At 59.8% G+C, this 14497-nt stretch carries 14 protein-coding genes; 5 read left to right on the top strand and 9 right to left on the bottom strand.

The genetic code is table 11. From position 1 onward, the window contains the following. Positions 1 to 73: 73 nt before the first annotated feature. Positions 74 to 1057 carry a hypothetical protein gene (locus ASG47_RS07135; protein ID WP_061908017.1) on the bottom strand — a complete coding sequence of 328 codons (984 nt, stop codon included), beginning with the start codon at positions 1055 to 1057 and terminating at the stop codon, positions 74 to 76. A gap of 216 nt (positions 1058 to 1273) precedes the next feature. Between ASG47_RS07135 and ASG47_RS07130 the strand changes: the two genes are divergently transcribed. Next, positions 1274 to 1702 (top strand): response regulator, encoded by a 429-nt coding sequence (locus tag ASG47_RS07130; RefSeq protein ID WP_061908016.1) that lies wholly within the window; start codon positions 1274 to 1276, stop codon positions 1700 to 1702. A 39-nt stretch (positions 1703 to 1741) separates the two neighbouring features. Here the strand turns inward: ASG47_RS07130 and ASG47_RS07125 are convergent, their stop codons facing one another. From ASG47_RS07125 to rpiA, 5 genes are all read right to left on the bottom strand, one after another. Further along, positions 1742 to 3664, bottom strand: a complete 1923-nt coding sequence (locus ASG47_RS07125) for a PAS domain-containing protein (protein WP_061908015.1) — start codon at positions 3662 to 3664, stop codon at positions 1742 to 1744. A 111-nt stretch (positions 3665 to 3775) separates the two neighbouring features. Beyond that, entirely contained in the window at positions 3776 to 5152 is a 1377-nt protein-coding gene (locus ASG47_RS07120) for a class II 3-deoxy-7-phosphoheptulonate synthase (protein ID WP_061908108.1), read from the bottom strand. Between the two features lie 89 nt (positions 5153 to 5241). Further along, positions 5242 to 6618 carry a glutathione-disulfide reductase gene (gor, locus tag ASG47_RS07115; protein ID WP_061908107.1) on the bottom strand — a complete coding sequence of 459 codons (1377 nt, stop codon included), beginning with the start codon at positions 6616 to 6618 and terminating at the stop codon, positions 5242 to 5244. A 105-nt stretch (positions 6619 to 6723) separates the two neighbouring features. Further along, positions 6724 to 7239, bottom strand: a complete 516-nt coding sequence (locus ASG47_RS07110; RefSeq protein ID WP_061908014.1) for a DUF2059 domain-containing protein — start codon at positions 7237 to 7239, stop codon at positions 6724 to 6726. Between the two features lie 34 nt (positions 7240 to 7273). Then, positions 7274 to 7972: a ribose-5-phosphate isomerase RpiA gene (gene rpiA, locus ASG47_RS07105; RefSeq protein ID WP_061908013.1), complete on the bottom strand. Its 699-nt coding sequence runs from the start codon at positions 7970 to 7972 to the stop codon at positions 7274 to 7276. A gap of 248 nt (positions 7973 to 8220) precedes the next feature. On the opposite strand from rpiA, the gene ASG47_RS07100 reads away from it, so the two are divergent. Beyond that, a complete protein-coding gene (locus ASG47_RS07100) occupies positions 8221 to 8811 on the top strand; it encodes a L,D-transpeptidase (RefSeq protein ID WP_244484042.1) in 591 nt (196 codons plus the stop codon). Positions 8812 to 8927: 116 nt separating this feature from the next. Next, positions 8928 to 9941 (top strand): GTP 3',8-cyclase MoaA, encoded by a 1014-nt coding sequence (moaA, locus tag ASG47_RS07095; protein ID WP_061908105.1) that lies wholly within the window; start codon positions 8928 to 8930, stop codon positions 9939 to 9941. A 1-nt stretch (position 9942) separates the two neighbouring features. On the opposite strand, the gene ASG47_RS07090 is transcribed toward moaA, so the two are convergent. Both ASG47_RS07090 and ASG47_RS07085 read right to left on the bottom strand, forming a co-directional pair. After that, positions 9943 to 10347 carry a VOC family protein gene (locus ASG47_RS07090; RefSeq protein ID WP_061908012.1) on the bottom strand — a complete coding sequence of 135 codons (405 nt, stop codon included), beginning with the start codon at positions 10345 to 10347 and terminating at the stop codon, positions 9943 to 9945. Between the two features lie 3 nt (positions 10348 to 10350). Then, a complete protein-coding gene (locus ASG47_RS07085; protein ID WP_061908104.1) occupies positions 10351 to 10830 on the bottom strand; it encodes an Lrp/AsnC family transcriptional regulator in 480 nt (159 codons plus the stop codon). A 272-nt stretch (positions 10831 to 11102) separates the two neighbouring features. On the opposite strand from ASG47_RS07085, the gene ASG47_RS07080 reads away from it, so the two are divergent. Both ASG47_RS07080 and ASG47_RS07075 read left to right on the top strand, forming a co-directional pair. Further along, entirely contained in the window at positions 11103 to 12626 is a 1524-nt protein-coding gene (locus tag ASG47_RS07080) for a sensor histidine kinase (RefSeq protein WP_061908011.1), read from the top strand. Positions 12627 to 12697: 71 nt separating this feature from the next. After that, positions 12698 to 13330, top strand: coding sequence for a DUF6683 family protein (locus ASG47_RS07075; protein ID WP_156464019.1), 633 nt, complete (start codon positions 12698 to 12700; stop codon positions 13328 to 13330). On the opposite strand, the gene cobT is transcribed toward ASG47_RS07075, so the two are convergent. Next, entirely contained in the window at positions 13311 to 14333 is a 1023-nt protein-coding gene (gene cobT / locus ASG47_RS07070) for a nicotinate-nucleotide--dimethylbenzimidazole phosphoribosyltransferase (protein ID WP_061908009.1), read from the bottom strand. The genes ASG47_RS07075 and cobT overlap by 20 nt on opposite strands. Positions 14334 to 14497: the final 164 nt, after the last annotated feature.

The raw sequence follows: 14497 nt of genomic DNA, 5'->3' as shown, positions 1-14497 counted from the left end.
GGACGGGCCGCCCGGCCCGCGGCCGAACGCGGGCAAGACTTAGCCTCTGGACCTGCCAAGAGCAAGCGCTGGACTAGAAGCTGCCAGCGACTTCGAGCAGCGCGCCATAGCGGAGCATCGAGAAGGGATTGTTGTTCGAGATGTAGTTCTGCTGCGAAACCGTTGGTGGGTCCCCCGCTGTAGCCGGCTGGGTCACCTGGTACGTATTGTATGTAACGTCATACTGACCGGTCAAATAGGTAGCACGTCCACCAAGCCGGATTGCCAGATTTTCTGTTGGTTTGAAGCCAACCATGAGTTTGCCCGTCGCGCCGTAGGCATGACCGTTTACGGCGGCAGCCGACCCCTGACCAAAGTATGGACCTAGCGGTGCGCCCTGATAGGCACCGTACGTGCCGGTAATCCAAGAATATGGAATGGCGGCCGCTTCGCCGAGGATGTCAAAGCTACCGGTATCGAACTTGGTGGCCAAGCCGAGTTTAAGCTGATGGATCTCGAAGTTGTTGATTTCGCTGTCGCCGCCAGAAAGCTGGTAAAGCCCTCCTACCTGCGTCGTGCCGCCCGTGTAGAAGTTCGCTCGGCCCGTATCGGGGCTATCGTTGGTGTACTGGTAGCCTGTGATGAAGCCCAGGCCGACGCTATCCCCCCCGAAGGGGAGATAGGCAAAATCAGCGCCTGCATAGCCAAGGCGGTAAGCGGGTAGTGTCTGCGGGGTACCGCCATTGGTGGTGTATGTGCCCTCATGAGCGACGCCGTAGCCGCCGAAGGCTTCGAGGTAGGAGCGGGTCGAATGATCCTCGACGCGTGCGAAGACTTCACCAACATGGCTCTTGCTGTCGACCGACTGGCTATAGTTGCCGATCTGGTGGTCCTGCTTGCCAATCGAATACCAGTAGCGCACGCCCAGTTCGATCCTCAGTGGATCGCTGGCTGGGGTTTCCCACTCTTGCGGATAAGCCGGACGCAATGGAGGGAGTGCGCCATAGTCAGCAGCGAATACCGTTGCAGAAGAGACAGTGGCAAGGCCTGCAAGAACGCCGACTGCATAGAGCTTCATCACCAACTCCCCTGGTACGCAAACATTGGATCGTGGAACGTTTATCGATCATTAGGGTTAATGTTCCGCTAAATCAGTCCGCCGGAATTTTTCGCTTTGGTAACTTCCGAGGATCATCCTGACAGTCGACGTCGAGATTTCGTCGTTTCGGCATGCAACCACATTGCGCTTCAGGAGTTTGTGTCAAATGGGTATTAGTCAGAAGACTGTCGTTTGATGCCGTGTCGCGTTCTCATTGTTGAAGACGAGATATTCGTCGCTTCCGAGATCGAGCAGATCGTCGCGGAAATGGGCCATGAGCCTATCGGCATCGCTGCTGACAAGAAGAGCGCGTTGCGTCACGCCAGCGAAGCTGAAATCGCGCTTGTCGATCTCAACCTGCGCGATGGACCCACCGGCATCGAAATCGGCAAAATCCTGGCCCAGACTCATGGTGCAAGCGTCATATTCCTGACGGCCAACCCAGCGCAACTTGGCGCCGGCGTTCCGGGCACGATCGGGGTAGTTTCCAAGCCTATCGCCGAACGTGACCTGCGCGAAGTCGTGGATTATGCCATGGCAAAACGCGCTGAAGCTGACGCGAGACCGCCAAGACGCTTACGTCTTTTCGATTGGCCCGGTGGCGGAACGCAACAGGCCACTTGAGCCAGACAAACAAACATCTAACGACGATTTTGGGACGCCTCAGGCGTCCTCTGTTTTTTCTACCTGCAGGCGGCTTGAGCGCATGAGCGAAGCGAGCGGTAATGTCAGCTCGACCTTGAGACCATCATCTTCCCACAGACGCTCGATCTGACCGCGCATCTGGCCGGTGACGGACAGTTCGATCAAGCGCGATCCGAAGCCGGATAGCTGAGCTGGGGCCGAAGTGCTAGGGCCACCGCGCTCTTTCCAGGTGAGGTGGAAGTCGTCGCCTTCGCGCCGACCTGTGAGATCGACCCAACCATCGGGCCCCTGCAGCGCGCCATATTTGGCGGCATTGGTGGCAAGCTCGTGAAAGAGAAGCGCTAGGGGCGTAGCTGCGGCATCGTCAATGATGGTGTCGTCACCCGCATAGCGGATCCGGCTCGATCCATCTTCGCCCTCGTATGGACGGAGGAGGCGAGCGACCAGCGCGGACAAGGTCCCCTGCCCCTTCGAGCTTTCCGACAGGTAGGTCTGGGGGCGCACGAAGTCGTGGGCCTCGCCAAGCGCAAAGATACGCTGACGCAACTGATCGGCGAAGGGCTTGATATCCGGGCGGCCACGGGCCGACAGAGACACGATGCCGGTGAGCACCGCAAAGATGTTCTTGATGCGGTGGCTGAGTTCCTGAGCGACAAGCTCGCGCTCCTCGGCGGCCTTTCGCGACTCGTGGATATCGGTGCAGGTGCCGATCCAGCGCAGAATGCGTCCGTTGTTGTCGACGATCGGCAGGGCGCGACCAAGGGTCCAGCGATATTCGCCGCTGTGATGGCGGAGGCGATATTCGATCTGGTAGGGCTCACCGGTTTCGAGCGAGTGACGCCAGCGCTTCCAGGCTTCTTCCTGATCGTCAGGGTGGAACATGTCGTTCCAGCCTTCGCCGTCGGTGGTGCCCGGTTGCATGCCGGTGAACTCGTACCAGCGGGCGTTATAGTAGTCGTGGTAGCCATCCGGCTGGGTGGCCCAGATCATCTGCGGCATGGTGTCGGCGAGGGTGCGGAATTCAAGCTCGCTTTTGGCGAGCGCCTCGGCGGCACGGCGCTGCTCGGTGATGTCGATCGCAACACCTGGGAAACGATAGACTTGACCTTCGGCATTGAAGCGGGGACGGCCAGAAGCCACAACCCACCGGCGCGTGCCATCTGGGGCAACAACGCGGTATTCGCTGCGAAAGTCGGCGCCAGTGGAGAAAGAGCGCTGGAGGTCGTCGTTTACGCGCGGCAGGTCCTCATGTTCGACCGCCAGCAGATATTGCTCGATGGGCGCGCCGAGGCCGGCGATCTGGGAATCGACATTGTAGAGATTGGCGAACTGATCGTCGGCCGTGACGATATTGTTGATTGTGTCCCAATCCCAGGTGCCGACGAGGGCTGAGCTCGAGAGGGCAAGGGTCAGGCGCTCTTCGCTACGCGCGAGGGCCTTTTCGGCCAGGATACGGGCCGTGGTTTCATGGACAATACAAAGCGTACCCATGGAATAGCCATCGTCCCCCATGATGGGGCTGTAATGAAGGTCCATCCAGCTGGTTTCGGGCGCTCCGTGACGATTAAGCAGTAGTTCCTGGTCGTTCAGCGTCCATGACTCGCCGGTCAGGCCGCGCTCGACGTTTTGGCGATTGAAATCGGCGATCTCGGGCCAGGCTTCGAGGGCTGGCATGCCAAAGATCTCGGGGTGGCGCTGGCCGGCGAAGACGCCATAGGCATCGTTATAGATAAGGATGGCTTGCGGGCCGACCATCATGACCATGGGGGTCGAGGCGACCATCATCAAGCGCACAGCGCCTTTGAGGCTTGCCGGCCAATCGGGGATCGGACCGAGGGGATTGCTCGACCAATCATAATCATTGAGCAATTTGACAGTTGGATCGCGCTCAAGTTCAGCGCGGACCTCGGGTGCGGCCAGGGGAAACAGAGATCTCGGCATTACCTACTCACTCTTGCGCGGCACTGTCCTTGGCCTGGAAGCGGGCAAAGAAAAGACCGCGCGCCGATGATGAACGCGCGGCCGCCTCTCAAGTTCACTCTTGGCGCTGGTCTATTCGCCCGCAAGCCGCCGCTGGGCGGGCGGCTTCTGGGCGTGCACTTCCTCGGCGACGAGGAAAGCCAGCTCCAGCGCCTGGCTGGCATTGAGGCGAGGGTCGCAATAGGTGTTGTAGCGATCAGCCAGCGTCGTTTCAGTCACGGCCGACAGACCACCGACGCATTCAGTGACATCGTCGCCGGTCATTTCGATGTGGACGCCGCCAGCATAGGTGCCCATTTCGCGGTGCACTTCGAAGAAGTTGCGCACTTCGGTGAGGACGCGATCGAAGGGGCGGGTCTTGTAGCCGGTCGAGGCCTTGATCGTATTGCCGTGCATAGGGTCACAGCACCAGACGACGGTGCGGCCTGCCTTTTGGACGGTTTCGACGAGACGCGGCAGGTGTTCGTGCACCTTATCGGCGCCGAAGCGCGAGATCAGCGTGATGCGGCCGGCTTCGTCGGTCGGGTTTAGCCGATCAAGGAGGCGTAGGAGATCGTCATTGGCAAGGCTTGGGCCGCACTTGATGCCGATGGGATTGTGGATGCCGGCGAAGTATTCGACATGCGCGCCATCAGGCTGGCGGGTACGGTCCCCGATCCAAAGCATATGGCCAGACGTCGCATAAAAATTGTTGGAGATGGAATCGCGACGTGTCAGCGACTCTTCATAACCGAGCAGCAGGGCTTCGTGGCTGGTGTAAAAGCTTGTCTGCTTGAGAGCGGGCGTATTGTCCGGATTGAGACCGAGCGCCGACATGAAGGTGATGGCGTCATCGATCTTGCGAGCGACTTCCTCGAAGCGGACGTTCCAGTTGGACCCCTTCATGAAGCCCATGGTCCATTCGTGGATGCGAGTCAGTTCGGCATAACCACCCATGGAGAAGGCGCGAAGCAGGTTCAGCGTCGCGGCCGACTGGCGATAGGCCTGCAGCATGCGATCGGGATCGGGTACGCGCGCGGCTTCGGTGAACTCGATGGCGTTGATGATGTCGCCGCGATAGCTCGGTAGCTCGACGCCTTCGATGGTTTCGGTATCGGCGGACCGGGGCTTGGCGAATTGGCCGGCGACGCGGCCGACCTTCACCACGGGCTTCGAGCCGCCATGGGTCAGGACCACCGCCATCTGCAGAAAGACGCGGAAGAAGTCGCGGATATGGTCCGCGCCATGCTCGGCGAAGCTTTCGGCGCAATCGCCCCCTTGGAGCAGGAAGGCTTCGCCGCGGGCAACGGCCGCGAGGCGAGACTTGAGTTCACGCGCCTCGCCGGCAAAAACCAGCGGCGGGAACGAAGCGAGTTGACGCTCGGCCTCAGCCAAGGCAGCGGCATCGGGATAGGCGGGAACCTGAAGAACAGGCTTTTCGCGCCAGCTGCTGGGGGTCCAAGTGGTCATGGTCATCTCGCTCACGCGGGGCATCTTGCGGGTTGGGGCGGTCTAGCAATACCTACACGGGCTGCCAAGTCCAAACCAGGCTTTGCCGTCTACCCCACCTTCTTGCAGTCGCGATAAGTGTAGCTCGGCGATTTGAAGGTCACGAGTTCTTCGGCCGCCGTAGGGTGGAGCGCGATGGTGCGATCGAGGTCTTTTTTGGTCGCACCCATGCTCATGGCGACGCCGACAAGCTGGATCATTTCACCTGCGCCGGGACCAAAGATGTGGACGCCGAGGACCTTGCCTTCGTCCTTTTCGGTGATGAGCTTCATCACCATGCGCTCGGTGCGGGTCGAGAGCGTATTCTGCATGGGACGGAAGCGCGCGAGGTAGACGTCGACATCGCCATGGGTGGCGGCTTCTTCCTCGGTGAGGCCCACAACGCCAATCTCAGGCTCGCTGAAGACGGCCGTCGGGATCAGCGAATAATCGACCTTCTGCGGATTGTTGTTGTAGACGGTCTCGGCAAAGTACCAGCCTTCGCGGATCGCAACGGGAGTCAATTGCGCGCGGCCCGTGACGTCGCCGACAGCATAGATCGAGGGGGTCGAAGACTGCGAATAGGCGTCGACGGCGATGCTGCCATTGTCGTTGAGTTTGACGCCTGCGGTTTCAAGGCCAAGGCCAGTGGTGTTGGCGCGGCGCCCGGTGGCGAACATGACGACATCGAATGGCGCAGTGATGCCGTCGCTCAGGGTCGCCTGGACCTTGTCGCCAGCCTTGGCGAGCGAAGCGATAGTGGCTTGATAGATAGTGCGCACGCCACGGGTGGTGAGCGCGGCTTCAAGACCACGGCGCATGTCTTCGTCAAAGCCGCGCAGGATGCAATCGCCGCGATAGATCAGGGTCGTATCGACGCCGAGACCGGCAAAGATGGTCGCAAATTCCACAGCGATGTAGCCGCCGCCCTCGATGAGGATGGTCTTGGGAAGCGTCGGAAGATCGAAGGCCTCATTAGAGGTGATGCCGAATTCGGCGCCGGGCACTTCGGGAATGAAGGGGTGAGACCCGGTTGCTATCAACAAGCGCTCAGCCGTGAGTTCACGACCTGAACCCGTGAGGCGCAGGCTATTGGGCCCGGTGACGACGGCGCGATCCCTGATGATTTCGACGCCCGGCTTTTCGAGATTGGCCGTATAGGCGGATTCGAGCCGGGTGATTTCTTTTTCCTTGGCGGCGACCAGGGTCGGCCAATCGAAGCTCGCCTCGACCTGCCAGCCGAAGCTGGGCGCGAGATCGAACTGATCGGAAAAGCGGGATGCATAAACATAGAGCTTTTTCGGCACGCAGCCGCGGATGACACAGGTGCCGCCGACGCGGAATTCCTCGATGATCGCGACCTTGGCGCCATAGGTGGCAGCCATACGGGCGGCGCGGACGCCGCCAGAGCCAGCCCCGATTACCAAGAGATCATAATCATAAGCCATGCTCGCCCCCATGCTTCATCGTAATCTAACGATATAGATAATCTATCTTGCTGACAAAAAAAGACCCCGCACAAGGGCGGGGCCGGTATTCAAACGTCAGATCGATCAGAGCTCGATATTCTGAGCGCGGAGTTCGGCACGAACCTTGGCGAAGAATTCGCGCTGCAGGTTACCCGAGAAAACCTGCATGACGCGCTGCAAATCCGTGTTCAGTTCGGAATTGGCCTGAGCCAGCTTCGCGCCGGTCGGCGATTCATAGAAGGTCACGATCTGCTGAAGCTCTTCCATGGTGAAGCGCAGCGCATAGACACGCGCAAACTGATCGAGCAGTTCGCCCTTGCGGCCGCGATATTCCTCGATGACCTTGGTGATCGCGGCGTTCGTCTGATCGATGATTTCCGGATTCTGCTGCACGATCTGCTGCATGGTGCGCACGCCGGTTTCGACGACAGTCACTTCGTAAACAGCACCACGATCGGTCAGATCGATATATTTGCGGGCGAGCGCCAACTGCTCAGGCGCAACTTCCTGCGCGAAAGCAGGAGCGGCCAGACCGATCATGCCGGCAGTGACGACTGCGGCGAAGATCGCCTTGGCGCCGCGCATAAAATCCATGTTCATCCGGTTCCCCATGTCTTCAGTTGCGGGCTTGAGGTCAGTTGCCCTTGAGAAGTGTTTTTACGCCATCAGGCGCCGCCACATAAGCTTTGCTGCACATATTGAGGAAGAGCCCATGCTGGACTACTCCCGGAATATCGAGCAGATCGCGTGACAGCGCTTCTGGCTGCGAAATGCGGCCAAAAAAAGCATCGAGGATCAGGTGTCCACCATCGGTCACGAAGACTTCGCCCTTGTCTTCGCCGCGCAGCTTGAGAGCACCCTCGGCACCGTGCGCCTTGAGCGTTTCGGCAACAAGGGCGCGGGTAGCGCCAAGGCCGAAACGATTGACCTCGATGGGCAAAGGAAAGCGCCCCAGCGTGTCGACGACCTTGGAGCTATCGGCAATGACGATCATGGTGCTCGACGCGGCGGCAACGATCTTTTCGCGCAACAGCGCGCCGCCACCGCCCTTGATCAGATTGAGATTGGCATCGAGTTCATCGGCACCATCGACGGTGAGGTCGATGCGGCCAAGACGATCGAGATCGGACAGCGGAATGCCGAGGCCGCGTGCCTGCTCGGCAGTGACTTCGGATGTCGGCACGCAGATGACATCGAGTCCCTGCGCGACGCGCTCGCCGAGCAGGTCAACGAAGTGGCGGGCGGTCGAGCCAGTGCCGAGGCCAAGGCGCATGCCGGGGCGAACATCTTCAAGCGCACGGCGTGCGGCTTCGCGTTTGAGGTCTTCGGACATTTTTCCTCACTTTGGCCAAGGGTGATGCAAGCTCCCCTGCCCCGCTGTCAACCCTTGCGCAGCGCCGGTCTGGATCATTGGTGAACACGCACTGTCACCTCCGCGCAACAGAGTGTGGCGTACCCGCCATTTATGTGGCCAAAAGGTGACTGTTAAGACTTCTCGCCTAGAATTGAGAAATGTAAATAGCGGCATTACTTACGGCACGCGAATCAACCGCCGCCGAACTTTCAGAGGCCTGGACGAGCATGAAGTTTTCGAGAGCGGCAATGGCCGTGTGTCTGTCGGTCCTGGTGGCGCTTTCGATGACTGCGCAGAGCCGGGCTGTAACCGTCTACAACACCGATACGAATACGTGGGAAGAAAAGGTCGTCACCACCCCGCGTCGTGGCGGCAGCCCGATCAAGAAAGAGCTCGTCGACTATGTGACGAACTATAAAGTCGGCACGATCGTTGTCGAGACCGGCGAACGCCGCCTGTATCTCGTGCTCGAAGACGGTAAGGCGCTGCGCTATGGCATCGGCGTCGGCCGCGATGGCTTCACCTGGTCCGGCACGCACCGGATCACCCGCAAGGCCGAATGGCCCGGCTGGACTCCGCCTGCCGCCATGCGCAAGCGCGTCCCTGACCTTCCGGCCTATATGCCTGGCGGCCCGGAAAATCCGCTCGGCGCCCGCGCACTTTACATCGGCTCGACGCTTTACCGTGTGCACGGCACGTCCGAGCCCTGGTCGATCGGCCAGGCCGTCTCGTCGGGCTGTATCCGCCTGACCAATGATGACGTCGCGGACCTCTATGAGCGCGTCAAGGTTGGCGCGACGATCGTCGTCAACCACTAAGGTTGATGGACTAAGGAATTGAAAGGGTCGCTTCGGCGGCCCTTTTGTTTTGTCCGGGGCAACAACATTGCTCGACCATGGTTTCCATCTCATGCGGCACCGCTTACATTGAAGCCATGAACGCGCCTTTCGCTCCCAAACGTCCGCTGGTCGACACTTTTGGCCGAACCATCAGCTATCTGCGCATTTCGGTGACGGATCGCTGCGATTTTCGCTGTGTCTATTGCATGGCGGAGGACATGGTTTTTCTGCCCAAGAAGGATGTGCTGAGCTTTGAAGAGGTCGAGACGATCGCTTCGGCCTTTATAGCGCGGGGAACGACCAAGATCAGGCTGACGGGCGGCGAACCGTTGGTGCGGCGCGACATCATGGATTTGGTGGGGACGCTGGGTGAGCGGATCGGATCGGGGCTCGAAGAGCTGACGATCACGACCAATGGCAGCCAATTGGCAAAGCATGCTGAAGGCTTGTTTGCAGCGGGTGTCCGGCGGATCAATGTATCGCTCGATACGCTCAATGCGGAGCGTTTTGCGACCATTACACGGCGCGGGCGGCTGGCTGACGTGATGGCCGGAATTGATGCAGCACAGGCTGGGGGGCTGAGCCTCAAGATCAATATGGTGGCGATGCGCGGCGTCAATGATGACGAGATCGAGCCGATGATGGCCTGGGCGCATGGGCGCGGCATGGGCCTAACGCTAATCGAGGGCATGCCGCTCGGTGAAGTCGGGCTAGACCGTGTTGACACCTATCTGCCGCTGCGAGAGTTGCATGAGCGTCTCGCGAACCGGTACACCCTGACACGATTAGCCAAAAAGACCGGCGGACCGGCGCGCTATGACCATGTGGCGGAAACGGGCGGCGTGCTCGGCTTCATCACGCCAATGAGCCACAATTTCTGCGAAAGCTGCAATCGGGTGCGGCTGACGGCGACCGGCCAGCTCTTCCTCTGCCTTGGGCAGGATGATCAGGTGAACCTGCGCGACGCATTGCGCGATGGGGGTCGGGCGGGGCTCGATGCGGCACTCGACCATGCGATGCTGATCAAGCCCAAGGGGCATGACTTCGTCATTGATCGCAACGCACCGGCGCCGGCGGTTGCGCGGCATATGAGCGTCACCGGCGGATAGCCTAGCGCCCTTCACCGCGCTCGATCAGTTCCACCATGATGCCGTCGGGATCGCGCACGAAAGCGAGCTGTTTGATCAGTGGCGTATTGCGAGCGCCACGTGGTCCTTCGATCACCTCGACACCGGCAGCTTCAAGGCGCCCGAGCACCTTGGCCAAATCTGAATAGGCGAAGGTCAAGTGGCGGATGCCGGCTTCGTGGAGAGGCACGTCGCGGAAGCGGTCGACGGTGGCCGCATCGGGCGCAAAGACTTCGAGCATGCCGGCGCCGGTATCGAAAAAGCCGATCTCACCACGATCAACCTTATTGCGTTGTGCGAGCGTGAGCCCGAGCAGGTCGCAATAGAATGCGACCGCCCGATCCATGTTCGACACGGTCATACCAACATGTTCAAAGGCAATGAGCATGGCTTACTTGTCGTCGTCCACGACTATGGCGAAGTCGAGCGGCAGGGCTGTCGTGTACTTGATCTGGCCCATGGCAAAAGCGGAGCTGACATCGGTCAGATTGATCTTGCTGATGAGGCGCTTGTAAAACGTATCATAGGCCTGAATGTCGGGCACGACGACGCGCATGAGATAATCGACATCGCCGCTCATGCGATAAAATTCGACCACCTCGGGGAATTCATCGATCACGCCGGAGAATTTGCGCATCCAGGCTTCATTGTGCTCGTTGGTCTTGACCGAGACAAAAACGGTGACGCCGACATTGACCTTATTGGGGTCGAGCACCGCAACGCGACGCTGAATGACGCCGTCTTCTTCCATCTTCTGAATACGGCGCCAGCAAGGGGTGGTCGACAAGCCAACTTTGCGACCGATCTCGGCGACGGGCATTGTGGCGTCTTTTTGGAGCAGCGTCAGTATCTTGCGGTCGATCTTATCCAGTGCCATCCGGCCCTCTCGGCGAAATCAGATTTTTCTTGCAGCGATTTTATTGGGCATTCGCGCAGCGGAAACTGCCATAAGGACTTACATTGCGCAATAAAATTGCTTCGTCGACTTATCATATGACTTCTGGTGGACGTACGATCGTCCGCAGCAGGTAACGCAGATGCGGCGTTCCAGTTTCACGTCATGTTAACCACGCCCTGACTACGTTGGCAGCGAGCGTAGCAGTGACCCGTTGTTACTGCGTGGTTTAGTAATGAGTACCGTTCATGCCGTCTCAGCCGGCCAATAACGCGGACGTGCGCGCCTTGATGGGCCGTGACGGGAAACGCGCTGCCCAAAAGACCGTGCTTGAGGCACGCCAGAAGCTGACATCCAGCTCCGGCACCCGTGCGGAATTCGACTTCGAACTGATGCATGATTATGCCGCTTCGCGTCGTGAGGCAGCACTGCCCATGGCAGCGGTCGTCTGCATCCTCGCCATCGTCTCGAGTTTTTGGGTACCAGTCATTTTCTCCGCACTTTGGGCGGGGCTGGTGATCGTCAGTTTGCTGGTGGTGGTGCTGGTTGCGAGCCGGTTCATCGACCAGGACCCCAGCAAATTCAATGCGGCGAACTGGACGACGAGTTTTGTTGCCGCCGAAACCTTCTATGGCTTGACGCTTTCGCTCCTCGCCGTTTCCGCCTTTGTGGCTCCGACGGATGTGGCGCCGGTGATGTTTGCCATGGTGCTGGTGAGCATCGCGGCCAATGCGATCGCGACGCACACGCTGCCCCCGGCGACGCTGATGAGCACTTTACCGGTGACGATCAGCGTGGCGATCAGCCTTGTCTGGCTCGGTGGCACGATGAATTATACGCTGGCTGGCGTTGCCGTCTGCGGCGAAATCTTTTTCCTGTTCCTTGCTCGTCAGCTCTATGGCTCGGAGCTTGAGACGCTGTCGCACCAGTCCGAAAAGGACTCGCTGATCGCGGAACTGGAAGAAGCGCGGCAGATGTCGGAAGAGGCGCGGCGACATGCCGAGCAGGCCAATATCGCCAAAAGCCAGTTTCTCGCCACGATGAGCCACGAGCTGCGCACGCCGCTCAACGCCATCATCGGCTTTTCAGAAGTGCTGAAATCCGAACTGTTGGGCACGCACCAGGTGCCGCAATACAAAGAATATGCCGGCGACATCCATTCGAGCGGGCAGCATCTCCTCAACCTCATCAACGAATTGCTCGACCTCAGCCGTATCGAGGCCGGTAAATATGAGCTGCATGAGGAAGCGGTTTCGATCATCGATATCGCCGACGATTGCCAGCGCATGATGCAATTGCGCGCCAAGTCCAAGGGTATCGAGTTGACCTTTAGCTATGGCGATAACCTGCCGAAAATCTGGGGTGACGAACGCGCCATTCGCCAGGTGGTGCTGAACCTCCTGAGCAATGCCATCAAGTTCACGCCCCAGCATGGCAAGGTGATGCTACTCGTAACGCGCAGCGCCGATGGCGGGCAGTTGCTTTCGGTCAAGGATAACGGTCCGGGCATTCCGGAGAACGAAATCGAGACGGTGCTGTCCTCGTTCGGCCAAGGGTCACTCGCCCAAAAGACGGCGGAACAGGGTGCGGGTCTCGGTCTGCCGATCGTGCAGCGGATCATGGACCTCCATCAGGGCAGGTTCGATCTGTTCTCAAAGCTCCGCTTCGGCACTGAAGTCATTGCGACCTTCCCGCGTGCTCGCGTGATGGATGCGCTGGCCCCGGTGACCGAGCGTCGCAACAAGCTCGAGATTTACTCGCAGGTTGGTTGAAACCGAGCATTTGGCGTCTCAAATTTGCCCCTATCGGGCCCTCCATTGCGGTCCAGATAGGGGTATCGAATTTGAAGTCGCTTGCTCGGTTCTTGTCGTTGTTGATCCTGCTCCCGACCCTCGCCTTTGCGCAGGAGAAACCGGTCCAGGTTTTCGACACCAGCTATCCGCCTTCAACGATCATATCGGCGCGTATCCAGCGCCAATTCCTCGACTCGGTTCGCTGGTCGGTCGGCGTCGAGGTGCGCAATAGTCTTGCGGCAGCGTTTGCCGAGCGACCCGCGCTGGAAATCTGGCAGGATCTGGTGGCCAAGGACGGGCTAAAGACCGGCAATGTGGCCGATGCGTTGACCGCCTATTGGGTACTCAATTGGGTGACTGCCAATGCCCGCTACAACAGCAAGATCGACAACAGACCAGTACGGGCGCAAATCGCCGCGGCCATGGCGAATGATGCAAGTTTTCGCACGCTCGACAATCTGCAGCGGCAGGAAATGGCTGAGGGATATATCCTCAAATTCCTCGTCGAGCATGCAGCGCTGAACCAGGCGATGGCCAGCAAGGATGTGGCAACCCTCGGCAGGCTAGCCCTCGCCTCGGCCACCCGCTTCCGTCAGGAAATGGGCGTCGATCTCTTGACCCTTGAGCCCGGCTCAGAGGGGTTCATGCCAAGGGTACGACCTGTCACGCCAGCGGCCGACTGACCGACGCGCTTTCGAAGGTCGCCATATTGGTGTGGAGGTGGAGCGCCGTCTTGATCAGGACGACGCCGAGCGCTGCGCCCGTGCCTTCGCCGAGATAAATTCCGAGATTGAGCAGCGGCTTCTTGCCGAGGCGTTCGAGCACCTGTGCGTGGGCGCCTTCGTCGGCGACGTGTGCGAATAGGCAGTGGTCGATAGCTTCGGGGTTGACCGCATGGGCAATGGCGGCAGCGGCGGTTGCTACATAGCCATCGATAACGACAGGGACTTTCTGGTGGCGTGCAGCGATCAGGGCGCCGAGGATGGCAGCGATCTCGCGGCCGCCGACGCGGGCCAGAATGGCGAGCGGATGATCGAGCTGGCCGGCGTGGAAGGCGAGGGCCAGGTCGACGGCGTCGATCTTATTGGCGCGGTGTGCGTCATGGCTGCCGGAGCCCTGCCCGACCCAATTAGCGCCGGTGCCACCATAGAGCGCGGCAAAAATGGCGGCGGCGACGGTGGTGTTGCCGATGCCCATATCGCCGAGGCCGATAAGATCGGGCTTACCAGCGACCGCTTCCATGCCATAGGCAATGGTGGCGGCGCACATCTGATCGTCGAGCGCGGCGGCTTGGGTGATGTCTGCGGTGGGGAGCTCGAGCGCGAGTTCGAATACGCGCAGGTTGATTTCGTGGAGAGCGCAAATCTGCGAAATGGCCGCGCCGCCATTGGTGAAATTGGCGACCATTTCGGCGGTCATTTCCTGGGCGAAATCCGACACGTCCTGCGCCGCGACACCGTGATTGGCGGCAAAGACCGTGACCATGGGATTATCGAGACGCGGCACTTTCCGGTGCTGCCAGCGCGCGAGGAACTCGACGAGCTGTTCGAGACGACCGAGCGAGCCTGCCGGTTTGGTCAAATCCGCATCGCGTTCGCGCACGGCCGCCACGGCCGCTTCGTCCCCATCCGGCACAGCCATCAGCAGTTCGAGAATATCGGCAAAGGCGGGATTGAGCGCAGGCATGGGGCAGTCCGGTGAAGGGCGATTGGTGCGGACTTGTTGCTCAGAACCGCGCCGAATGCAATTGAGACTGGAGCCGAGGCGTGCCTGCGGCGTTAAGGCGGGGGAACTTCGCTGCTGCCAAGCCTTGAAATGGCCGCGCTGCTCCCCTTAATCCATAGGCATAG

Origin of the sequence: Devosia sp. Leaf420, assembly GCF_001425445.1 — a bacterium.
GTDB lineage: Bacteria > Pseudomonadota > Alphaproteobacteria > Rhizobiales > Devosiaceae > Devosia.
This window is presented reverse-complemented; position numbering and strand designations above follow the sequence as displayed.

Coding starts and splice junctions, on each gene's coding strand:
- ASG47_RS07135 (WP_061908017.1), bottom strand. CDS start 1,057: ATGAAGCTCTATGCAGTCGGCGTTCTTGCAGGCCTTGCCACTGTCTCT.
- ASG47_RS07130 (WP_061908016.1), top strand. CDS start 1,274: ATGCCGTGTCGCGTTCTCATTGTTGAAGACGAGATATTCGTCGCTTCC.
- ASG47_RS07125 (WP_061908015.1), bottom strand. CDS start 3,664: ATGCCGAGATCTCTGTTTCCCCTGGCCGCACCCGAGGTCCGCGCTGAA.
- ASG47_RS07120 (WP_061908108.1), bottom strand. CDS start 5,152: ATGACCACTTGGACCCCCAGCAGCTGGCGCGAAAAGCCTGTTCTTCAG.
- gor (WP_061908107.1), bottom strand. CDS start 6,618: ATGGCTTATGATTATGATCTCTTGGTAATCGGGGCTGGCTCTGGCGGC.
- ASG47_RS07110 (WP_061908014.1), bottom strand. CDS start 7,239: ATGAACATGGATTTTATGCGCGGCGCCAAGGCGATCTTCGCCGCAGTC.
- rpiA (WP_061908013.1), bottom strand. CDS start 7,972: ATGTCCGAAGACCTCAAACGCGAAGCCGCACGCCGTGCGCTTGAAGAT.
- ASG47_RS07100 (WP_244484042.1), top strand. CDS start 8,221: ATGAAGTTTTCGAGAGCGGCAATGGCCGTGTGTCTGTCGGTCCTGGTG.
- moaA (WP_061908105.1), top strand. CDS start 8,928: ATGAACGCGCCTTTCGCTCCCAAACGTCCGCTGGTCGACACTTTTGGC.
- ASG47_RS07090 (WP_061908012.1), bottom strand. CDS start 10,347: ATGCTCATTGCCTTTGAACATGTTGGTATGACCGTGTCGAACATGGAT.
- ASG47_RS07080 (WP_061908011.1), top strand. CDS start 11,103: ATGCCGTCTCAGCCGGCCAATAACGCGGACGTGCGCGCCTTGATGGGC.
- cobT (WP_061908009.1), bottom strand. CDS start 14,333: ATGCCTGCGCTCAATCCCGCCTTTGCCGATATTCTCGAACTGCTGATG.